At 44.0% G+C, this 21,720-nt stretch carries 18 protein-coding genes; 8 read left to right on the forward strand and 10 right to left on the reverse strand.

Translation table 11 applies throughout. The features are described from left to right. Window positions 1–39: 39 nt before the first annotated feature. From AC59JO_RS20625 to AC59JO_RS20635, 3 genes are all read left to right on the forward strand, one after another. Entirely contained in the window at window positions 40–1,098 is a 1,059-nt protein-coding gene (locus AC59JO_RS20625) for a sensor histidine kinase (protein ID WP_413670796.1), read from the forward strand. Continuing rightward, window positions 1,095–1,793: a LytR/AlgR family response regulator transcription factor gene (locus tag AC59JO_RS20630; RefSeq protein WP_497307654.1), complete on the forward strand. Its 699-nt coding sequence runs from the start codon at window positions 1,095–1,097 to the stop codon at window positions 1,791–1,793. Before AC59JO_RS20625 ends, AC59JO_RS20630 begins: the two co-directional genes overlap by 4 nt. A gap of 221 nt (window positions 1,794–2,014) precedes the next feature. After that, window positions 2,015–3,715, forward strand: a complete 1,701-nt coding sequence (locus tag AC59JO_RS20635; protein ID WP_497307656.1) for a CocE/NonD family hydrolase — start codon at window positions 2,015–2,017, stop codon at window positions 3,713–3,715. 99 nt (window positions 3,716–3,814) lie between these two features. Here AC59JO_RS20635 and AC59JO_RS20640 read toward each other — a convergent pair whose 3' ends face one another. From AC59JO_RS20640 to AC59JO_RS20665, 6 genes are all read right to left on the reverse strand, one after another. Then, window positions 3,815–4,573 carry a 3-keto-disaccharide hydrolase gene (locus AC59JO_RS20640; protein WP_413670793.1) on the reverse strand — a complete coding sequence of 253 codons (759 nt, stop codon included), beginning with the start codon at window positions 4,571–4,573 and terminating at the stop codon, window positions 3,815–3,817. Between the two features lie 25 nt (window positions 4,574–4,598). Further along, entirely contained in the window at window positions 4,599–6,314 is a 1,716-nt protein-coding gene (locus tag AC59JO_RS20645) for a GMC oxidoreductase (protein WP_497307658.1), read from the reverse strand. 186 nt (window positions 6,315–6,500) lie between these two features. Next, entirely contained in the window at window positions 6,501–7,235 is a 735-nt protein-coding gene (locus tag AC59JO_RS20650; RefSeq protein WP_413670791.1) for a 6-phosphogluconolactonase, read from the reverse strand. Window positions 7,236–7,238: 3 nt separating this feature from the next. Continuing rightward, window positions 7,239–8,324 carry a Gfo/Idh/MocA family protein gene (locus AC59JO_RS20655; protein ID WP_413670790.1) on the reverse strand — a complete coding sequence of 362 codons (1,086 nt, stop codon included), beginning with the start codon at window positions 8,322–8,324 and terminating at the stop codon, window positions 7,239–7,241. Between the two features lie 486 nt (window positions 8,325–8,810). Continuing rightward, window positions 8,811–9,056 (reverse strand): hypothetical protein, encoded by a 246-nt coding sequence (locus tag AC59JO_RS20660; protein WP_413670789.1) that lies wholly within the window; start codon window positions 9,054–9,056, stop codon window positions 8,811–8,813. Window positions 9,057–9,328: 272 nt separating this feature from the next. Further along, window positions 9,329–11,902, reverse strand: a complete 2,574-nt coding sequence (locus tag AC59JO_RS20665; protein WP_497307661.1) for an OstA-like protein — start codon at window positions 11,900–11,902, stop codon at window positions 9,329–9,331. A 51-nt stretch (window positions 11,903–11,953) separates the two neighbouring features. On the opposite strand from AC59JO_RS20665, the gene tilS reads away from it, so the two are divergent. Both tilS and AC59JO_RS20675 read left to right on the forward strand, forming a co-directional pair. Then, window positions 11,954–13,291: a tRNA lysidine(34) synthetase TilS gene (tilS, locus tag AC59JO_RS20670; protein WP_497307663.1), complete on the forward strand. Its 1,338-nt coding sequence runs from the start codon at window positions 11,954–11,956 to the stop codon at window positions 13,289–13,291. Beyond that, a complete protein-coding gene (locus tag AC59JO_RS20675; RefSeq protein WP_413670786.1) occupies window positions 13,288–13,770 on the forward strand; it encodes a hypothetical protein in 483 nt (160 codons plus the stop codon). The genes tilS and AC59JO_RS20675 overlap by 4 nt, the downstream gene beginning before the upstream one ends. A gap of 223 nt (window positions 13,771–13,993) precedes the next feature. Here the strand turns inward: AC59JO_RS20675 and AC59JO_RS20680 are convergent, their stop codons facing one another. Continuing rightward, the gene (locus AC59JO_RS20680; protein WP_413670785.1) at window positions 13,994–14,875 is read right to left on the reverse strand and encodes a LysR substrate-binding domain-containing protein; all 882 of its coding nucleotides are present in this window, start codon (window positions 14,873–14,875) and stop codon (window positions 13,994–13,996) included. A gap of 143 nt (window positions 14,876–15,018) precedes the next feature. Here AC59JO_RS20680 and AC59JO_RS20685 point away from each other — a divergent pair, with 143 nt between their 5' ends. Beyond that, window positions 15,019–16,257 carry an MFS transporter gene (locus AC59JO_RS20685; protein WP_413670784.1) on the forward strand — a complete coding sequence of 413 codons (1,239 nt, stop codon included), beginning with the start codon at window positions 15,019–15,021 and terminating at the stop codon, window positions 16,255–16,257. A 177-nt stretch (window positions 16,258–16,434) separates the two neighbouring features. Here the strand turns inward: AC59JO_RS20685 and AC59JO_RS20690 are convergent, their stop codons facing one another. Then, window positions 16,435–17,397 carry an isopenicillin N synthase family dioxygenase gene (locus AC59JO_RS20690; RefSeq protein ID WP_497307666.1) on the reverse strand — a complete coding sequence of 321 codons (963 nt, stop codon included), beginning with the start codon at window positions 17,395–17,397 and terminating at the stop codon, window positions 16,435–16,437. Between the two features lie 203 nt (window positions 17,398–17,600). Here AC59JO_RS20690 and AC59JO_RS20695 point away from each other — a divergent pair, with 203 nt between their 5' ends. Next, on the forward strand, window positions 17,601–19,241 hold the full coding sequence (locus AC59JO_RS20695) for a DUF6600 domain-containing protein (RefSeq protein WP_497307668.1): 1,641 nt from the start codon (window positions 17,601–17,603) through the stop codon (window positions 19,239–19,241). A gap of 98 nt (window positions 19,242–19,339) precedes the next feature. Further along, on the forward strand, window positions 19,340–19,786 hold the full coding sequence (locus tag AC59JO_RS20700) for a thioredoxin family protein (RefSeq protein WP_497307670.1): 447 nt from the start codon (window positions 19,340–19,342) through the stop codon (window positions 19,784–19,786). 74 nt (window positions 19,787–19,860) lie between these two features. On the opposite strand, the gene AC59JO_RS20705 is transcribed toward AC59JO_RS20700, so the two are convergent. Both AC59JO_RS20705 and AC59JO_RS20710 read right to left on the reverse strand, forming a co-directional pair. Beyond that, window positions 19,861–20,706 carry a ferritin-like domain-containing protein gene (locus tag AC59JO_RS20705; RefSeq protein ID WP_497307672.1) on the reverse strand — a complete coding sequence of 282 codons (846 nt, stop codon included), beginning with the start codon at window positions 20,704–20,706 and terminating at the stop codon, window positions 19,861–19,863. A gap of 12 nt (window positions 20,707–20,718) precedes the next feature. Beyond that, a complete protein-coding gene (locus AC59JO_RS20710) occupies window positions 20,719–21,411 on the reverse strand; it encodes a ferritin-like domain-containing protein (RefSeq protein WP_497307674.1) in 693 nt (230 codons plus the stop codon). Window positions 21,412–21,720 lie beyond the last annotated feature (309 nt).

Below are 21,720 nucleotides of genomic sequence, written 5' to 3' on the forward strand. Positions count from 1 at the left end.
GTTTTTGTTGCTTTGGTAATAATTCGGACAGCAAGCAAATTGAAACAACAGGTAACTATATCACTTTATTGGAAATGCCAGCTCATTGGCTGGTCGGTTGCGGCGCTTTATTGGGGGTATACGGGCTTTAATCAGCCGGGCTTTAACTGGTTGTTGGGTATTCTTCAATTCACTACTGATGTTGCCGTTTATATCCTCATTACACACCTTTACCGTTGCTTCGCCCTAAAACAAGGCTGGCAAAGCCTCGGACTTAATAAACTATTGCCTCGATTGATACCTACTGTTCTTTTATTAGGGGTGGTTTACCTGTTTGTAACCATTTCAAAGGTTTACCTTTTCAGGGTGTGGTTTAAACCGGGGTTCTCGGAAGCGTTCAGTGATTTCTTTGATTTCTACCGCGATAGCATTTTTGTGGCCGGGGTACGATTGATGTCGATCTGGCTGCTGGCTTATCATCTATACCACTACGCAAAACGCGAAATTAATATAGCCAAAGAAAACGCACGACTGGCGATCGTCACCCGAGACGCTCAGCTTAATAACCTGTCCGCTCAACTTAATCCGCATTTTTTGTTCAACTCTTTAAATAATATCAAAGCTTTGGTTATTGATAATCCTAAATCGGCAAGGCGGGCAATCGACCTGCTGGCCGATCTGCTGCGGAGCTCTCTTTACAGTGGCGACAAACAAATGATCAGCATAAAAGAAGAGCTTGAACTGGTTAAGGATTACCTCGAACTGGAAAAACTCAGGCTTGAAGAGCGGTTGCAATATCATATCGGAGCGAGCGATGAATTGAATGCCATGCTTATCCCACGCCTAAGTATCCAAACGCTTGTTGAAAACGCCATAAAGCATGGCATCGGCCAGCAAAAACAAGGTGGACTTATTGAAGTGCAACTTATTAACGAACAAGACAATCTGATCATATCCGTAAGTAATCCCGGCAGGTTAAACCTTCTTGAAGAAAGCGGCGGGTTGGGTATTAAAAACCTAACCGAGCGTTTGCAATTACAGTACAAAGAATTCGCCCGCTTTGCTGTCAGCGAAACCAATGGCATAGTAACAGCAACCATTAAAATTCCCGTTTCATGAAAAAGATAAGGATTTTGATTATTGATGATGAACGCGCTGCCAGGAGTGAAATAAAGCGACTACTTGCAGGTTACCCTGATTTTGAAATTATGGGAGAAGCCGCCAACGCCGATGATGCCCTGAAAATAATAAATGATCAAATACCTGATCTCCTTTTTTTGGATATCCAGATGCCCGAAAAATCAGGCTTTGATTTACTGGAATCCTTAGATCAGGTCCCGCCGGTGGTATTTACCACGGCCTATGACCAGTATGCTGTTAAAGCTTTCGAGGTAAGTGCGCTTGATTATCTCGTAAAGCCAATTCGTGAAGAAAGATTTGAAAAAGCCGTAGCACATGCCAGGCAACGATTGAGTAAGGCAGATCCCGCGGGCCAGATCTTTGTGAAAGACCGCCAGCAATACCATTTTATTCAATGGAGCTCGGTGCACCTAATTGAATCGATGGATAACTATGCCCGGATCTTTTTTGGTGATAAAAATGTGTTCCTGAAAAGCTCACTTAACCAGTTGGAGGATAAATTAAACGGCAGCATATTTTTCAGGATCAACCGGGCGCAGATCATCAACAGGCAGTACATACAAACTATAACAACTGTTGATGGCCGTTTAAAAATAGCAATCAGTACAGGTGCCCAACTGGAGGTTTCCGAAAGGCAATCGGTGAAATTCAGGCAATGGGCAGCAGATAAGTAAATAGAGCATGGATAAATATTAAATAAAAGAAGCTCGGGAAAGTGCGATTCCCCTCTTGAGAGGGGTGGAGGGGTGTGTTTCTACTTTGGTAAGTCAAACGCATAAACACACCCCTCCCGTCGCTCTTACCCCAGCGCCCCCTCTCAAGAGGGGAACCTTAAAATATTGAAAGAAATCTTTCATATCTAAAAGTCATAAACACATATTAACCACCTAAAATAATGAGAAAATTATTCTCCCTGCTCTTGCTATGCCTTATTTTCGGGAGCATAGCATCGGCACAAAACAAAAAAGCTACAGCATCTTACCTTAGGGATAGTGTTCTGCTAAAAACCCGCGATGGTGCATTCATAACCGTGATGACAACGCGTAAAAAAGAGGTAACGGAAAAACTACCTGCTATTTTCCAGTTCACTATTTACGCCCGCCCTACAGATTCACTAAAAACCAAGGAAGCTGCCGACCGGGGCTATGTTGGTGTAATGGCCTATACCCGCGGCAAATGGAACAGCCCAGGTGAGCCGCTGGCTTATGAAACCGATGGCCGCGATGCATATGCGGTGATCGACTGGATTAGCAAACAACCCTGGAGCGATGGCCGGGTGGGCATGTATGGTGGAAGTTACAACGGCTTTACACAATGGGCGGCTACAAAAAAGCTTCATCCCGCACTTAAAACCATTGTGCCTTCAGCTGCCGTAGCGCCGGGCCTTGATGTACCCATGACCAATAACGTGCAAATGAGCTTCGTATTTTCGTGGACATACTACACCAGCAACAATAAATTCCTGGACGAAAAAGATTACAACAGTCCGCAATGGAACCAGTTGTATTGGAAATGGTACAACGCGGGATTAGCATATCACACGCTCGACAGCCTTACTGGAAGAGGAGTTAATCATATGTTCGGGCATTGGGTGGCGCACCCTACCTATGATCAATACTGGCGGCATATGATCCCATACAAAAAGGATTTTGCAAATATCAATATACCCATTTTAACAACCACCGGCTATTACGATGGCGGGCAAATTGGCGGCATGTATTATTACCGCCAGCATCTGAAATACAATCCTAAAGCCAATCATTACGTAATCATCGGGCCATATGGGCATTTCGGTTCACAGGGGCACCCTGATTCCATTTTTAACGGCTACCGCATTGATGATGCAGCCAGGATCAACATTCACGAAATTATTTACCAATGGTTTGATTATATTTTTAAACACAAGCCTAAGCCTGCCTTCCTGAAGGATAAATTCAACTTTGAAGTTATGGGTAGCAACGAATGGAAGCATGTACCCTCGCTCAACCAAATGAGCAATGATACCCTAAAGTTTTATCTTGATAATTCGCGTTTAAATCCTGCTAAACCATTAAAAAAAGCTTTCGCATCGCAAAGGGTCAATTTCGCCAACCGGGATAGCATCAGCAGTTATTACTTTTTAAACCAGCTTATTTATGATACATTGAACACCGGCAGCAGCCTTGTTTTTAAAAGTGATCCGCTCGCCCAGCCGCTTACTGTCAGCGGTGCGTTTTCGGGCGTATTAAAAACCATCATCAATAAAAAAGACATGGATTACCATGTGGTGATGTTTGAGGAAATGCCCGATGGCAAATATTTTTACCTCACCTACTTTATGGGCAGGGCGAGTTATGCAACAAACCCGGAGAAACGCAGGTTGTTAAAGCCGGGGCAAATGGAAACTATCCCGTTTACCAACTCATACATCACCAGCAGGCAATTCAGCAAAGGCAGTCGCATCGTGATCCTGCTCAATATCAACAAAAGCCCTTTTGAACAGATCAACTACGGGACAGGAAAAAACGTGAGCGATGAAACTATCCGCGATGCTCAGGAACCGCTGCAAATAAAATGGTTTAATGATAGTTATATAAATGTGCCGGTGCTGAGATAAATAAGACGCAAAGCGTAAGGAGCCAGGAAGCAAGGAATTAAAGACCGGAAGAACCGACTTACGAAGTTTTGAATTACTTCGTAAGTCTGGGTTCTAAAACTACAATTTCTTAATCTCAATATTCCTGTACCAAACATCAGCACCATGGTCTTGCAACACGATGTGCCCTGATTTAAACGTGCCGAAATCGGGCCATTCTTTAAATTTACTGCCCGCTACCAGTTTTTTCCAGTTATCGTCCCAGAGGGTAGTTGACAATACATGCTCGCCGTTGATAGTAAAATCAAGTTTGCTGTTATTGCAAACAATCTCTACCTGGTTCCATTCTCCGGCAGGTTTAACTACTTCTTTTGATATGGAGATCAGGTCATACAGATCACCTGCACGGTGTTTGATGAGTTTGCCGTCTTCGTTTTCTTTGTTATCGACAACCTGGCATTCGGGACCGGTAAAATAGCTGTATTTGTATTTGGAGGTATCTTCCTTAACAAGGAACAGAATGCCGCTGTTCCCAGCCTTGGAGATCTTCCATTCCAGCTTCAGATCAAAGTTTTCATACTCCTCGTTGCTTACCATATCACCGCCATTTTTAGTTTGCCAGTCGCCTTTTTGCGAGGCGTCGAGGTGCAGCACCCCATCTTCTGCTTTCCAGGCTAAACCCGGTGCCGGTTTACCGTATGCATGCCAGCCATCAGTAGTTTTACCATCAAACAATGGCTCAAACGCCGAAGTTGGGCCTGCCGTTTTTTTGTTGGTATCGGCAACTACGGTACTGTCGTTATTATAGTTTTTGGGGGTGGATGAATGGCAGCCGCTTATGGCGACGGCTGTTATTGCTATTAAAAATAACTTGTTCATTGGTGCTATGTTTAATTAGTAAGTTTTAAATATTTCCCTTTTTAAATTCACCCACCGCATAAGTAGCAGCACGGGCAGTTAAAGCCATATACAAAATTGAGGGGCTTTGGTTTCCGGTAGTTGTCATACAAGCACCATCTGTAACAAACACATTTTTACATAAATGCAGCTGGTTCCACTCGTTCAGCAGCGATGTTTTGGGATCTTTGCCCATTCTTACCCCTCCCATTTCATGTATATCCAGTCCCGGTGCCTGTTTGTTCTCGTGCTTTTGAATATTGGAGCATCCGGCTTTTTCAAACATATCGGCAGTCTGGGTTAAAAAATCTTTGATCATGCGTTCATCGTTATCATCATACTCAACAGATGTGATCAGCAGCGGAATACCCCATTGATCTTTTTTATCCGGACTTAAACGCACATGATTGCTGGCCTTGGGTATTGTTTCGCCCTGCAGGTACATATATGCGCTCCAGCCGCCCGGCTCCGTAAGCGAATCTTTGTAAGCGCCGCCTAATTCACCTTCGGCTGTTTCTTTTGGCCCCCGGTTACGGTAAGCGCCCATAAAAGTGGTGAAGCCGCCTTTATAATCAGTTTCCTGTTGGTGCAGGTTGCGATAATTGGCCAGGATCAGCTCGGTCGGGTTTCGGCCAAAATAATAGCGGTCTAAAAAGCCATCCATATCGGCCGTTACCGATGCCCTGTAGTTTTGAAAAGCGATGTATTTGCCCAGCAAACCATTATCATTGCCGAGCCCGTTCGGGAACCGGTTTGATTTAGAATTAAGCAAGATCAGATTGGTATTCAATGCCGAAGCATTCATGAAAATGATGCGGGCTTTGTATACAAACTCCTCTTTAGTATTGGTATCAATAACTTTTACCCCGGTAGCTTTACCAAGTTTTTCGTCATAAATAACAGAATGAACTACCGAAAAAGGCCGTATAGTTAGATTCCCCGTTTTCTTGGCCCAGGGCAACGTTGAGCTAACCGAACTGAAATAGCCACCAAAGGGACAACCGCGCATACACAGGTTGCGCGCCATGCATTTAACCCTGCCCTGATCTATATGGATCTGCTTAGGCTCGGTGATATGCGCCCAGCGGGCATGTACCAGGTGCCTGTCGGGATAGTTTTCTTTTATCTTTTTGCTGATATGTTCCTGCACCGCGTTCATATCAAAGGGCGGTAAAAACTCACCATCAGGCATTGCTTCAATACCGTCCTTGTTACCGCAAACGCCTATAAACTTTTCTACATGCGAATACCATGGCGCCACGTCATCATAACCAATAGGCCACTCAATGCCATAACCAAAACGTGCCGGGTTTTCAAACTCATATTTGCTCCAGCGTTGACAAGCCCTGCCCCATGTAAGCGACTTACCGCCAACCTGGTAACCGCGGATCCAGTCGAAAGGTTTTTCCTGTATGTAGGGATGATCTTTATCTTTTACAAAGAAATGGGCATCATCCTCGCCATAACCCGCAGCACGACTAATCAATGGGTTTTCTTTCAAAAAAGCCTTCGTCATCTCCCCCCGGTGTTTAAACTCCCAGGGATCCATGGTTGCTGTGGGGTAATCCTTGATATGCTGCACGTCCCGGCCGCGTTCAAGTACAAGCGTTTTTAAACCTTGTTCGCAAAGCTCCTTCGCTGCCCAGCCCCCGCTAATACCCGAGCCTATAACTATGGCATCATAGGTAAACTGATTTTCAGTACTTTTTGGCTCGTCAGGCATGGCTACAATTGGTTATGGTTAATAAACTATTTAATTGTCAATAGGTTTTGTATAAAGCTGAAAGCGCAAAGCCAAAAGCATAAAGCATTCAGTCCTTAAAAGCTGAAAGCGCAAAGCAGAAGGCTCAAAGCTTTAAATTTTAGCTTTCGGCTTTTGCCTTAAGCTTTAAGATCATCATAACAGTTCTTATACTGCTAAGCTCAGTTGCGCTGCCGCGGCGTCGTCCATAAACACCTGCGCATTCTGCAGCGTTTTAAATATAGAAGCAGGCACATCATTAGTAACACATCCCTGCAATGCTTCGGCAATAATGGGTGCCTTTTTACTTCCGCTGGCTATAAGTACCGGTACCGCGGCTTCGGCCAGATGACGCAAGCCAAGGGTAATGCCTTCGGTTAAAACAGTATCGGTAGTAAAATACTTTTGAGCAACTTCTATAGTAATTGGAGCTAAAGGCGAATGATGCGCGTAAGAATGAAAATCGGCGCCAGGCTCATTAAGGCCGATGTGACCGTTAAGCCCAACGCCAACCACCATCATATCTAACCCGCCAAGCTTATCAATATGTTTATTCATAGCCTGGCATTCGGCATCCAGATCATCGGCCACGGCATTAAAAAACTTCATCTTAGCGGGCGAAATATTAAGCGGTTTAAAAAAATGCTTTTCAAGGAAGTAAGTACAACTGCCGTCATTAGTGCGGTCGAGGCCAACCCATTCATCAAGTCCCACAAAGTTGGTTTGGCTAAAATCAACCAGGCGGCGGTTGGCGTATTGAACAAGGTAGCTGAACATGCCGGTTGGCGAATCGCCGGAAGGGAAACAGATCAGCGCATCGGGCTTTTGATTAACCAGGGTAACTACCAAATCGGCTGCAGATTTCGACATGGTATTATAATCGGGATATATATGTAGTTTCATTTTCTATTTGTTATTGAGCCAAAGATTTACCGGTTTATCAATCTTTGCCGAAAACGGCAGCTCAATTTTTTTACCCGCTCCTGCAGATGCGTAGACCGCGTAGATAAGTTCAAGCACAGCCCTGCCATCTTCGCCGGTTACCAACGGAGTTTTGTTATTTTGTACACAATCAATAAAATGTTTTAACTCGTGCGGATAGCCCTGGTTAAAGGCTTCCTCAAATATGGTGAAGCTCCAGCCTTGCGTAGTATCTGATTTTTCCATGGCATAGCCGTATCCATCCCTGCTGTAGGTTACTGCCGCATTGCCCATAAACAGATCGGCATAAATAACACCGCCAAGGCCATGGATCTCGCAGCGATCATCCATACCGCCATGTTTTGCCCAGCTGTTTTCGGCCACAGCGGTTACACCGTTTTCAAACTCCACAATAATTACCGAATTATCTTCGCCTTTGGTGCGGCCTTTATGCAGTACCGTGCTCATGCTGGCGTAAACACTTTTAGGTTGGGCATTATCAAGCATCCACCTAAACCAGCCTAACGCATGACAGCCCATATCCATGATCACACCGCCACCCGAAAAATTGATATCATAAAACCAGTCCGAATGAGGTCCCGAATGTTTCTCACCTTGCTTCAGCATATAGATCTCGCCAACAGCGCCTTCCTTTACCAGGTGCCGTGCCCGTTCATATTTTGGTGCAAAACAAAGTTCTTCGGCATACATCAGCTTTACATTATTGGCCTTGCATACGGCAATCATTTCATCGGCCTCTTCAAGCGTAATAGCAAGCGGTTTTTCGATGATTACATGTTTCCCTGCTTTAGCCGCCTTGATGGTAGCTTCGGCGTGCAGGTAATTGGGCAGGCAGATATCTACTACTTCGCAACCTGATTCGGCAAGCAGTTTGTCAATATCATCAAACCATTGGGCTATGTGATATTTTTCGGCAAAGGCTTTGGCTTTTTCAGGGTTACGGGCGTAACAGGCCACAACATCGGCTTCGGGGATAAAGCGATGGTATGATTCCATGTGGATATCGGTAATAAAACCGGCACCCAGTATGGCTACTTTAGTTTTGTTCATAAAATGTATATATAATAAAGCGCCGATAATTGGAGCAGCGCACAGGATTTACCTGGTTCAGAATACCGTTCAAGATTAGCGAATAATATTTAAAAATTGAAAACTTTTGAAAGATGTTGTAAAGGCAAGTAACAGCGGTTGAGATCCTCTAATAACATTGGCCCGCTCAATCGCCGCGGGCTGGCTTTGTTCTTTTTCTTGATAAAAAGAACCAAAAATCAAGTCAGCAGATAGGCTTCTTTGCGCGCAAGGCCTTTGCCCTGCAAACCGGGCAGAACCACAGGCTGCAATTATTTTGCCCTGTCTTCACAGGCCCCCGCTTCTGCAAAAATTTGCTATGCCCCTACAGCCACACATGCCCACCACGTTCTGACCGCTTTCGCCCGAAGCTTACCTGCTGACATAAGCGGTTTCAAATATGCTACAGGTGTTCAACGAGAGCTTTATAAAATACCTCCTTCAAGTTCAAAGCAACAGTTTTATCTCCTACTGTTCCAACACATGTTTTTTTATAAACTCGATGGTTGATTCGGGCAGGGCATTGCCGCTGACCTGGGTAAGACTGCCATCGGGCTGCAATTCCAGCTCGGCGTTGATGTTGTTATCGATAAAAACATGCAGCTTGTTTTGTTCTTTTTCAACACGGCAGGTAAGCTCACGCTCTGAGTAATTGATCAGGAATTCGTATTTCCCGTCTTTTGCGGCCGGAGTGGTGTCTTTTTGATCGATCATGACGTTAGTGTTTATTGAGATAACACGCCACGATAAATGATGTTTCCTTTATAAACAAATAAAACAGTTGTTTAAACATGCTTTAAAACGAGGCAGAAAAAAAGAGATAGCCCGCCGGCTGTCTCTTTTTTAAATTTAAGTTGACTGACCTCATTATTTATCATAAAGAACTAATTGGTTAGATCGATAATAACAATTAGTCAAATATAAGCACTATAGAATTAGTAGACTAATTTTTTTGATAAAAAATGTTACTTTTTTTTCATTTTGGATCAGTTTTTCTTAACAGATGGCGTTTTGTTAACAATACTGTCCTTTTTTTGCTCATTTCCGGTCCGTTTTGGTGCGAAATTTCTGATTATCGTATCCTTTTTTAATTTTATCGCATTATTCTTTCCAGTATCAACTTTTAGAGTACTATCCTGCATGTTTTTTATTCCGGGGCCCTTAAGGCTATCCGTTTTGAGGCTCGCCCCCGGCTTGGCAGTTCCGGGTTTAGCAGGAGCATTTTTTGTCGGAGATTTAGTCGCCGGTAATTTTTTACTACGCTTTTTAATGATGTCTTCTTTTGATGCAGGGCGCTCTTTAGGTTTCCATAAAAAGCCTTTTAATATCTTATCATCTTCTTTAACCTTTTCAATAGGGATATACCGGTTTTCGGGCTTGGTTAAAAAGTAGATATCCGTAGCCTGGTTCTTTTTAAAAACGGTACGGATCCTGCTACTCAATGATCGCTGCATGCCCGAAACTTTACCGCTGTCGCGCTGAAAATAAATTGTTTCGGCATTGCCAAATGTATACATCTGGTCAAGCTTATCATCTTTAAAATACCCCCGCATTTTTTTACCCGACACCTGGTTAAAATGCGTTGAATCATCTTTTTCAATATTCACGATAAATGCAGAGGGGAACAGCTCAATATTATCCAGCTTTTTATGTCGCATTTGCATGTATACGGTATCGCCGCTCAACTGCGAACCCTGTGTCCAGATAATAGGGTTCACATACATGCGCATGGTTGAGTCGCTGTTACTATAAAATACCGAATCGGATTTAGCCTGCAGATCAGATTTAAAAATCTTAACATGGTGATGGCCGATAAGCATCCGCACGCGTGCCGTATCCTTCAAATTAACCGGGTATTGTTTAAAAACCGGGTCGCGCTGCATCTGTTCACGGGCTATGCTATCCTGCTTTGCTTTTTTAATAGCCGCAAGTGCATCCTTTTTGCGCTGCAATGAATCATTTACAGGCTTAGGCTTTCCAAAAAAGTCGCGGTGAAAGTAGCTGGTGTCTTTAGGTACCTTTATATAATAAGCAGTAAGGAACTTCGACGACTTTTTATCAGCCGCCAGTTTGCGTTGCTTTAGTGTAGTATCGCGTAAGGTCCGCTGGCGTTCCTGGTAAATCTTTTGGTCTTTATAAGTCATGATCTGCGTTTCAATGGTATCGGCAGTCATGTATATCGAATCGCGTTTGATGTGGCTCGTATCTTTTGGCGCCACTACCGTTTTAACAGGTACAAGCTTGCCTGTTACTTTGGCAATGCCCGGCTTAATAGCATCAGCCACTCCGGCCAGGTTCCCTATGTTTTTAATGCCAGCCTTGTCTTTATTATTTTTTAATGCCGGAGCTACAGCCTTCAGCGCCGAATCAATCAGCTTTTCATTCCCTTTTTTAGCCTGCGTTGCTGCTTTTATCAATGCGTCAGCATTGGCATCTTTACTATTTTGTAAAGCGCCCTGCACCAGCTTAGTTGCCATATCAACATTGGCACTATCTTTTTTACCTATAGCAAAAGGCTGCTTAATGGGCATGGTATTGGCCGGGGCCTTGTGGCTGCTGTCGGGCTTTATGGCACCGGCTATTTTGGTAAGATCGGTTATATTTTTAGCGGACGCTTTGGCATTCTTATTTGCAACAGGTAATTGCTTAACCGAGGTATCCGTTTTACTGGTATCTTTTTGCTCGGAGATCAATACCACGTAAGCATTTTCGGTAACAACGGTTTTTTCCTCGGCCCTGAAATAAGTACCCAGGTCGCCTTTTATAGTTACCTTTTGTTCCCTGTCTTCAAAGGTGATATTCTTTACCGCACGGCCATAGCCTTTCAGCTTATCATAAAAAAGGCTATCGCCTTTTAATGATTTAGTGCCTTGCCTGTATGAGTTTTTCTTACCAAAATACGCCTGTTCGGTAACAGTGTTATATAAACCGTTCTCGGTATACAGAGTATCCTTGTCTTTAGTACCGTAAATATTGGTTGGACCGAAAAAATAGGCAATACGTGTGCCCGTGTTATACTTAAGGGTATCGTTTTTTATCAATGCATCGGGCGTAGTAAGTACCACATCGTACCTGAAATATGAATCGCGACTGAAAGCAAAGTAATAACCGTTTTTACTGGTAAGCACGTTGTCCTTATTCACCAGCTTTCCGCCACCTGTATAGGTACCTATGCGGCTGGCCGTATTATACGTAAGGTAGTTGGTGGTTAACGTAGCATCGCGGTCAACCATTTTAACATTATCGGTAAGGATGGCCGTTTTGGTATTCCCGTTATAATTGAGCTTATCCGAAAATATATTCAGCGTATCGCCCTGGTTTATGTTTACGTTGCCAAAAGCATCAAAAGCGTTTTCGTTGGGGTAAAAGTAAGCACTATCCGACCGGAGGAGGGAATAATCCTGCTTAAACACACCTTTATATACCTTGATCAGCTGCCTGCCGTTAACCTTTGTGCCGGTGCTTCGTTCAGATTGTATCAGGTTTACAATTGATTTTTTTTGAGCCATAGCTGCAGTTGCCATCGCCAAAAACAAAAAGCATAAAACGTATTTCCTCACAATGGCAAAATTAGTTTTTTGTTGGGGTTATTAAATTAATAATTTTGATGAATGCTGCCAGTTAATCAGTTTGTTAATTTTATTGAGCAAAACAGCTTATTTACGCCTGTTACCAAAATACTGGCAGCTGTAAGCGGCGGCATCGATTCGGTTTTGATGGTACACCTGCTTAATGCTGCAGGCTATGATTTTGGCATTGCCCATTGTAACTTTCAGCTGCGCGGTGATGAAGCCCTGCGCGACCAGGCCTTTTGCCATGATCTGGCTACAACCCTCAATGTACCTTTTCATACTGTTAACTTTAATACAGAGCAATACGCTGCAGACAACAAGATATCCATACAGATGGCAGCCCGCGATTTGCGTTATCAGTGGTTTGATACTATCAGTCAGCAATCAGGTTATGAGGTCGTTGCGCTTGCTCACCACCAAAACGATACTATCGAAACAATATTGTTAAACCTTACACGCGGTACCGGAATTGCCGGCTTGCACGGCATTTTGCCCGAAAATGGCAAGTTGGTTCGCCCGCTATTGTTTTTGACACGGGATGAGATACAGACCGTTGTTACTGCCGAAGGTTTAAATTTTGTAGAGGACAGCTCCAATGCTTCGGCCAAATATGCCCGCAATAAGATCAGGCTGGAAGTTGTGCCTAAGCTGAAGGAACTCAACCCATCACTCGAAAAAACTTTTGAAAATAACCTGCTCCATTTTCGTGATCTTGAACAATTACTGGAGATCAGGCTTGATGAATTGAGGCAAACACTGCCGCAAATACATGATGATATTGCCTATTTTCCAATTAACAACGTAAAGAAGCTTAACCCCAAAAGGCTGCTTCTTTTTAAATTGCTGGATGAGTATGGTTTTAATGAAGCCACCATTGACGATCTCATTGCTTCGCTTGATAAACACTCCGGCAGGGTATTTGAATCAGGAACACATACCTTATTGCTTGACAGGGATAACATCATCCTTAAACCCAAAACTATAGGGCCGCCTGCCGAAGTTATTATCAACGCTACAGACCATGAAGCAAATTTTGGCGTTTATAAGCTTAACCTGCTACACGATGATAGCCCGCTGATTATAAAAGATAATCCGCTGGCAGTATCCATTGATGCCGATAAACTGGTTTATCCGCTAAAAATGCGTACATGGTATGAGGGCGACCATTTTTTTCCTTTGGGGATGAAGGGCAAAAAGAAGTTGAGCGATTTTTTCATTAACCAGAAAGTGCCGCTGCACCAAAAGGAAGAAATCCCAATCCTTGTAAATGGCAACGGTGAAATTATGTGGATTGGCGGCTATCGCCCCGACGAAAGGTATAAAGTGAGTGATAACACTAAAAAAGTTACTATCTTCGAACTGTTTAAACTAACATGAGCGATAAATCCGTTTTTACCGAAAAACAATACCTTGGCCGGGAATTTATACCGCTAACCATACGCCTGGTTTTAGCCATGTTTTGTTTTGCAGCCTACTTTTTTACCGACGAACGCGAACGCAACGGCGATTTGCTGGTTGTAGTGGGCTTTTCCATCATCATTATTTCAATTATTCTGGGCTTCCTGCTGCATTTCCGTACCCGTGTAGAAAACAAAAGTGTTATGCTCGACGGGTTGTGGACAACCAAACTGGTAAAAATAGATTTGAACAGCATTATTAAAGCCGAAAAGGGTACTTACAGCCGCTACATGTTCAATAACCCGGTTTATAACCTGCACACCAAAGGCACCATCCGCTTTTTCACATCGGGCAATGAGGCCATTCACCTTACCGATCGCGATGGCCTGCTTTATATCATCGGCTCCAAGCACCCTAATGAGTTTTTAAGGGCGATAAGGGAAGAGATGAAGAAGTAATTCGCGTTGGTCGTGAGGACGCGACCGCGGGGGGCAGCTTATATTATGCGCCTGTCATTTCGACGAACAAGCGCAGGAAAAGAGTAGTAGCGTGAGGAGAAATCTTATACGCCCTGCCCGCGAACTCCAACGACGAACTTACATGGCGTATAAGATTTCTCTTTCGCCCCAATGCTTTTCCTCTACACGCTCCATCGAAATGACAAAAAGTTTGAGATATGATTTATTCACTCTCCATCACCTTCATCAACTCCTCAATAAATAAAATAGCTGCACGTTTTCGGTAAACACCTTTTTGCCATAGGATATATGATTGCCGTTTGATATCTTTTGATTCGATAGGAATGCCAGTAACTTTATTCCAACCTATGATGGCTTTTTCATTCAAAACAGTTGCCCAATGACCATTCTCAACCAGGGCCAGCAATGAATGCACATCATTGAGCTCAATTTTAATATTGGGGATTATTTTTTTACGGTTAAACAGCTCATTAATAAAATCGCGCGAACTGAACCCTTTTCCCGGCAGGATGAGATCAAGTTTGGCAAGCTCTTCCGGGCTTACCTTTTTGAGTTGGGCCAATGGATTGTTTTTAGAAACCACCATGACCACGCTCGAGCTAAATAATTCCTGCATTTCCAGGTCTTCGTCATCGCTTTCATTATGGAAAGCAAGGATCATATCCAGCTCAGCCAGCCGTAGTTTTTTTTCCAGTTCCTCGGGGCTGCCATAAGTGATAAAGATCTTGATACCGGGATATTTGGTACTGAACGGCGCCAGTGCCGGTAACAACAAAGAAGTAAAAGCGTATGAAACGCCAAGGTTCAGTTCTCCGATTGTAGCGTTCTGCAACTCGCTGATGGCTTGCCTGCTCCGCTGTACATCGTTAAGGATTTTGCGGGCATGGGTTAAAAATATATGCCCGGCCTCGGTGATACGTACATGCTTGCCTATCCTGTCGAACAGCAGCATACCCAGCTCCTCTTCAAGTTGTTTGATTTGCTGTGATAACGTGCTTTGTGTTATAAACACAGCTGCTGCTGCCTCAGTAAAGTTCATGGTTTCGGCAGCTTTAACAAAATACTGCAGTTGACGCAATTCCACAATCAATCGTTTTTATCTATCAATCCTATTAAAACAATCTATTTTACAAATATATTGATATGGGCGATATTTGCAGCATAAAACAATTCAATAGTCTTGCATTAAGTACTCCCCTGAATTTGCTTTTGTTATGAATTGAACAAATGAATGTGTTTCGCTCTTTAAAGTACCGTAATTTTAAGCTGTTTTTTTACGGTCAGTCAATCTCCCTCATTGGCACATGGATGCAAAAAACAGCAGTAAGCTGGTTGGTTTACCGTCTTACAGGTTCGGCGCTTTTACTGGGAATAGTAAGTTTTGTGAGCCTGATCCCATCATTGATATTAGCTCCTTATGCCGGCAGTATTGTTGACAGGCATAACCGTTACCGCATTTTGGTTATTACACAAGTGGTATCCATGCTGCAGGCCGGGGTATTTGCTTTCATGATCTTTTTCAAAATTTATAATATACCAGCTATTGTTGGTTTAAGCCTGCTGCAGGGTATTGTAAACGCCTTTGATGTTACCTGCCGCCAATCGTTAATGGTGGATATGGTTGACGACAAGGCCGATTTGCCTAATGCCATTGCCCTAAACTCAACCATGACCAATCTGGCTCGTATTGCGGGCCCGGCCATTGCCGGTATCGTATTGAGCGCTTTCGGTGAGGATGTTTGTTTCTTCGGCAATTTTCTGAGCTATATCCCGGTACTCACCTGCTTATTTATGATGAAGCTGAATACCATTGTACCGGTACGTTCAGAAAAAAGCATCTGGACAGAATTACAGGAAGGCTTCAGATATGTATCAGGTGACAGCGACCTGAGCAGCATGATCCTGATGCTCACTGCAAGCAGTCTGTTCGTTATTCCTTTTAATACGTTAATGCCCATCTTTGCTAAAGACCTTTTTAATGGCGATGCTAAAACTTTCAGCTGGTTTGAGAGCGCAGCTGGTTTAGGTTCGGTGATCAGTGCGGTGTACCTGGCAAACTTAAAGAGTAATAAGAACCTGGTAAAGATCATGTCGATAGCAAGCCTCATCTTCGGTACAAGTGTGCTGATGGTGGCTTATGCAGGAAAACTACCGTTTGCCTTGGTATTCATGGTATTTACCGGGGTTGGTATGATGGCGCAAACATCAGCCATTAACACTTATATCCAAACCCACGCCATACCGGCCATGAGGGCCAGGGCTATCAGCTATTACGTTATGGCTTACCAGGGCATGATCCCGGTTGGCAGCTTGATGGCTGGCTGGTTAGCCAACGAGCTCGGTCCACGCAGGGCTGTTTGTATTGAGGGAATCATTGGCGTATTAGCTACCGCATTGTTTGTATTGTATAAAAGAAGACAGGCAGTTGGTGAAAGCGTTGATGGCAAGGCAGTGCTGGCAAAGTAAAGTTATATCATCTACCTATATTTAAATGTGAAAGCCCTTTCCGTTTGGAAAGGGCTTTGTTATGCTACGACGTCATTGCGAGGAACGAAGCAATCCCCGATTAGCAGAGCCACTCTGTATAGCTTGGGATTGCTTCGTTCCTCGCAATGACGCTTTTATTAGATGCTTTTTAAAGATTTACATCTTTAAACCAATCTCCCTCAAGCGTTCATCCAAATACTCACCGGCAGTGATATCAGTGTATAGTTTAGGATGTTGTTCGTCAATACACGAATCAAGACTGGTCAAATCCATGCCCGATTTGGGATGAAGGAAAAACGGCACAGAAAAACGGGAAAACTTCATCAACTCGCGAGGCGGGTTCACAACGCGATGCGTGGTTGATTTTAGTTTATTATTCGTTAAACGCTGCAGCATGTCGCCAACATTAACTACCAGGTCTTCGCCATAAGCTTTAACCGGAAACCAGGTATTATCGCGGGTTAACAGTTCGAGGCCATCGGCACTGGCACCTATTAATAAAGTAATCAGGTTGATATCTTCGTGGGCACCGGCACGTACAGCGTCATCAGGTACCGAATCAGGGTCAGTTATAGGGAAATAATGCAGGGTGCGGAGTATCGAATTACCGTTGTGCACCTTATCATCAAAATAGTTTTCGGGTAGCTCGAGATAAACGGCAATTGCACGAAGCAAGTGTTTGCCGGCAGCTTCCAGCTTTTTATAAACCTCAATAGTGGTTGGGTTAAATTCGGGTAGCTCATTAACAATTACGTTATCCGGATACTGTGCTTTCAGCACGTCATCATCTGTCACGGTTTGACCTATTTGCCAAAATTCTTTCAAATCAGGAGTTTTAAAACCTTTCGCAGTTTCTTTGCCTTTGCCCGTGTACCCACGCTGGCCAGCCAAACCGGGGATTTCATATTGCTGTTTCACAGCATCTGGAAGGGCAAACAGCGCTTTCACCTGCTCGTAAAGTTTATCAATCAGTTCTTTACTTAAACCATGATTGGTGATAGTCACAAAGCCGGTTTCGTTAAAAGCTTTACCAATATCGTTCGAAAATTGTTTGCGCTCTTCGGCCGTGCCGCTTATATAGGTATTCAGATCCAGACGTGGAATGGTTATTGTGCTCATAGTTGTAGTTTATAAAACAGGTAGCAAAATTATTTAATTTTTAAGCGAGGAACACAAGATAGCAATAAAATTTTATCCCCATAATTACACCGGTTTAGTTTGTATTAAGCCTTAAAACAATTTTTGCTTTAAACGTTTTATACTTCTGCCTGTCATATATTTAGCAACAGCAACCTGACAGGTTGTTTTTAAACATCAATTATATGAAATTCATCAATAAAATATGCGGTATCAGCTTAATAGCATTTTTAATAATGCTTGCCGCACCAAACATGAGTAAAGCCCAGGACGGAGGCTACGTATCCGACCAGGAATTTTACGACGAACTTGACCCTTACGGCACCTGGGTTAGCGACCCTCAATACGGAAACGTTTGGGTACCCGATGCCGGCGACGATTTTAGGCCCTACGCCACCCGCGGTCACTGGGTAGTAACCGATTATGGGAATACCTGGGTATCTGACTACGAATGGGGCTGGGCGCCTTTCCACTATGGCAGGTGGCGTTATGATGATTATTACGGCTGGGAATGGATCCCCGGTCATGAATGGGCACCAGCATGGGTAAGCTGGAGGCACGGCGGTGGTTATTACGGCTGGGCACCTTTACAACCAGGTATCAGCATCAGTATATCTTTAGGTAATAGTTACCGTGTACCTGATAATTACTGGGTTTGCGCTCCGCAGGCTTATATCAACAGGCCAAACATTTACAACTATTACGTATCGCGCCCTCGTGTGGTAAACATTATTAACCGTACAACCATTATCAACAACACTTATGTTAATAATAACCGCACTTATATAACCGGTCCTAGAATTAACGAGATAAGGCAGGTTACCAACAACCGTAACGTGCGTGTTTACAACATCACTAATGTTAACAGGCCAAACGGTGGTGGCAGGATAGTAAACAACAATGTGAATATCTATCGCCCGGAAATAAGGAAAGCCCCCGATGCCAGACCGGCAAGGGTAGTAAACGCCGCGGCTTACAGGCAGCAAAACCCTAATGATGGTATAGCCAACAGACGTGGCGGTAATGCAGCTATCAACCGTAATAATGCAGCTCGTTTAAGGGAAGTAGCACGAAATGAAAAACCTGATAATAAAATAGTTCAGGTTAATCATGCAGGCCCGGCAGCAAGGCCAATCCCTGCAAACGGAGCACGCCCTAACCAGCCAAACGCAAGGCCGGGAGATAACCAGGCCCAGCGTCAGCAACAGGCTCAGCAGCGCCAGCAACAGCAGCAAACTCAAAGACAACAACAGCTTGATCAAAAACAAAAAGATCAAACCCAACGCCAGCAACAACAACAGACACAGCGTCAACAACAACTGCAACAACGCCAACAACAACAAAAGGCCAGAGGAGAGCAACAACAGCGCCCACAAAGCCAACTTGATCAGCAGGCGCAGCAGCGCCAGCAGCAACAGCAAGCCCAAAGAGAGCAACAGTTGCAACAACGTCAGCAGCAGGAACAACAACGCCAACAACAACAGCAGGCCCAAAGGCAACAACAGGAGCAACAACGTCAGCAACAACAGCAGGCTCAAAGACAGCAGCAGGAACAACAGCGCCAGCAACAACAGCAGGCTCAAAGACAGCAGCAGGAACAACAGCGCCAGCAACAACAGCAAGCCCAAAGAGAACAGCAATTGCAACAGCGCCAGCAACAGCAACAAGCCCAAAGGCAGCAACAGGAACAACAACGCCAGCAACAGCAGCAGGCCCAAAGACAACAACAACAAGCGCAGCGTCAACAACAGCAACAAGCCCAAAGGCAGCAGCAGGAACAACAACGCCAGCAGCAGCAAAGGGAAAGACGCCCTGAAAACAGGTAAATAAAAATTATAACAGCTACAATAAACAGCACGTATAAAGCATTATATACGTGCTGTTTTTATTATAAACGCTACTAATTATAACGCTACTATTAATAATGAAGAAACTCCTGCATACCAATCATTTTATTATTGCACTTATTCTCGTACTTAGTTCCACCGTTAAGGGCCAGGAAAACGTAAGCAAATCATCAACCCAAATCAATTTTATTGAAAACTCATGGAACGAAGCCTTAAAACAGGCGGCCCGCCAAAACAAATATATTTTTGTGGATGCCTATGCCAGCTGGTGCGGCCCCTGCAAGATGCTTAAGGCTACTACATTCAAAAACAATAAAGTAGCCGACTTTTATAACGATAACTTTGTGAACGTAGCCATTGATATGGAAAAGGGGCAAGGCCCTGCCCTTGCCGCCCAGTGGGGACTGCAGGCCTACCCTACCATGATCATATTTACCAGTAAAGGCAAACCTGTTTCAGGTACTGTGGGCTACATAAGGGCAAACGACCTCATAAAATTTGGCCAGCAGGCATTGAACAAATAGTTCAATTTTCAGGTATAAAAAAAGACCGGCACTAAAAGTAACCGGTCTTTTTTTAACTCAATTAACAACTTTATTTAGGTGTAGATAAAAGTACCTACTAATAAAGCTAACACCTGGTCCATAGATAAAGGCTCATCAAAGGCAGCGGTAGCAATAGCAACCGAAGTAGTAGAGCCGGAAACACTTGGCAATGTGGTAACATTAACCGGCCCCTGGGTAACATTTTGCTCCCCATCATAATTGCCATTAACTTGCGACACGCCTGTATCATTACCCAAAGTAGCGGTACTGGTGATCCATGGAGAAACACCCAGCAATTGGCGGATGGCCGATGCATGACGGGCTTCAACCGCGTGTATAGATAAAGCAGCGGTCAGAATATCCTTATTGCCCAATAAATTAGGGGCCTGACCTTTATAGGCACGTACACCTGTATCTTCAAATGCCAATGCCACTTTCAAAAACAAGGTATAATTGCTGAACAAACCTTTAAACGGCCCGTTACCAGTACCGCCGCCGGCAGTAAAATCAAACTTAGGCGGAGTAACCGGAGTGCCGCCCGAAGCGGTAATAGCTGTTTTCAGGAAGGCCACGTGCTGGTTTTCGTCGTCTTTTACGGTATTGATATAAGAAGCACCAGCCCCAGGGATCAAACCTGCAGAAGCAGCACCTGTATTGTAAAAAGATGATTCGAGATACTCAAGCGTTAAGGCATAGTTTAAAACCTCCACTACCGTTGGGGCAGCAGCCGCACCATATGCCCTTTTGAGCATAGTACCCATAGCAAACGGCACCGCAGCCAGAGCTACTTTTGAACCGAAGCTGGTTATGTTTTTGATGGCTGCACGACGCGGATTAAGCCTGTCGTTCAGCTCCGGATCAAATTTTTCTATTTCGTCTATTATATTAAATAAATTCATGGCGATGGGGAATTAAGCTGTGTAACTGTAATTGGATGCACTCACTTTAGTTTTCAGGTAGGTATTTGCAATGGGCAATACCTCGGCAATGGTGGCCGATTTGTTTAAGCCATTGCTGTCAACCTGATCATCGGCGGCAAATGAACCTGCCACCAGCATATTGCTGATCAGCGCCGCATGCCTTGCCTCAACCGATACAATTTTACCGGCAATAGTTAAATAACCAGGATCCTGAATAAGGTAACCGGCCCCATCATAAGCTTTAACACCGGTATCCTCAAATGCCTTGGCCGCGCCAAGCACTGCAGATTTCTTGGTAAAATCGATAGTACTGAAATCAACAGTAAGCGCCGGGATTGCGTTACCGCCTAAAGCAGCTTTGAAAAACTCGCGGTGAAGAACCTCGTGATCGCGGATACTGGTGAAAAGCGCTTTTTCATCAGATGTCATGCCCGAATATGGGGTAGTAATTACCTGGATATAAAAAGCTGCTTCCAGTTGCTCAAGTGCGTAAGCGTAGTTCAGGATAGCAAGATCGCCTTTGGCACCGATGTCAATGCCCCCGCCAACTACTACCTTATGATCTTTGTGGCATGCTGCTGTAGCTAAAAGGCCGGCTGATGCCACGCCTAACCCCGCATAGCGTAAAAATGACCTCCTGGCCATGTTTGCCCCGCCTATGCTTTCTTGTTCAGATGTTTTCATAAAGTTCGATTTTTTTGATGTTATAATTAGTCGTTCTGTAGATGGATATACGCCTGTAACAACATGGCGGATTGCAATTAGTTGACATTAATACACTCTTAATTAGAGTAATTAACTTTCAGTAAAACCCAGGGCTCTATTCGCAATAAAAAATTCCCAAAAAGGAAGGGCAATAAAAAAAGGCCGAAAAACTCTCGCAGTTTTTCGGCCCTACATCTACCTATGAAAACAACCCTATGAGAAGGGTATTAATACTTATCCAAACCAGGTGCCAAATCACAAAAGTGCTCCACGTCGCTATAAATAAGC

The organism is Mucilaginibacter sp. A5337 (assembly GCF_059690695.1).

Bases quoted from the DNA above. Each gene is read 5' to 3' on its own strand.
- AC59JO_RS20655 (WP_413670790.1), bottom strand. From the start codon at position 8,324: ATGAACAAAACTAAAGTAGCCATACTGGGTGCCGGTTTTATTACCGAT.
- AC59JO_RS20660 (WP_413670789.1), bottom strand. From the start codon at position 9,056: ATGATCGATCAAAAAGACACCACTCCGGCCGCAAAAGACGGGAAATAC.
- AC59JO_RS20695 (WP_497307668.1), top strand. From the start codon at position 17,601: ATGAAATTCATCAATAAAATATGCGGTATCAGCTTAATAGCATTTTTA.
- AC59JO_RS20635 (WP_497307656.1), top strand. From the start codon at position 2,015: ATGAGAAAATTATTCTCCCTGCTCTTGCTATGCCTTATTTTCGGGAGC.
- AC59JO_RS20675 (WP_413670786.1), top strand. From the start codon at position 13,288: ATGAGCGATAAATCCGTTTTTACCGAAAAACAATACCTTGGCCGGGAA.
- AC59JO_RS20705 (WP_497307672.1), bottom strand. From the start codon at position 20,706: ATGAATTTATTTAATATAATAGACGAAATAGAAAAATTTGATCCGGAG.
- AC59JO_RS20650 (WP_413670791.1), bottom strand. From the start codon at position 7,235: ATGAAACTACATATATATCCCGATTATAATACCATGTCGAAATCTGCA.
- AC59JO_RS20630 (WP_497307654.1), top strand. From the start codon at position 1,095: ATGAAAAAGATAAGGATTTTGATTATTGATGATGAACGCGCTGCCAGG.
- AC59JO_RS20700 (WP_497307670.1), top strand. From the start codon at position 19,340: ATGAAGAAACTCCTGCATACCAATCATTTTATTATTGCACTTATTCTC.
- AC59JO_RS20640 (WP_413670793.1), bottom strand. From the start codon at position 4,573: ATGAACAAGTTATTTTTAATAGCAATAACAGCCGTCGCCATAAGCGGC.
- AC59JO_RS20690 (WP_497307666.1), bottom strand. From the start codon at position 17,397: ATGAGCACAATAACCATTCCACGTCTGGATCTGAATACCTATATAAGC.
- AC59JO_RS20710 (WP_497307674.1), bottom strand. From the start codon at position 21,411: ATGAAAACATCTGAACAAGAAAGCATAGGCGGGGCAAACATGGCCAGG.
- AC59JO_RS20645 (WP_497307658.1), bottom strand. From the start codon at position 6,314: ATGCCTGACGAGCCAAAAAGTACTGAAAATCAGTTTACCTATGATGCC.
- AC59JO_RS20685 (WP_413670784.1), top strand. From the start codon at position 15,019: ATGAATGTGTTTCGCTCTTTAAAGTACCGTAATTTTAAGCTGTTTTTT.
- tilS (WP_497307663.1), top strand. From the start codon at position 11,954: ATGCTGCCAGTTAATCAGTTTGTTAATTTTATTGAGCAAAACAGCTTA.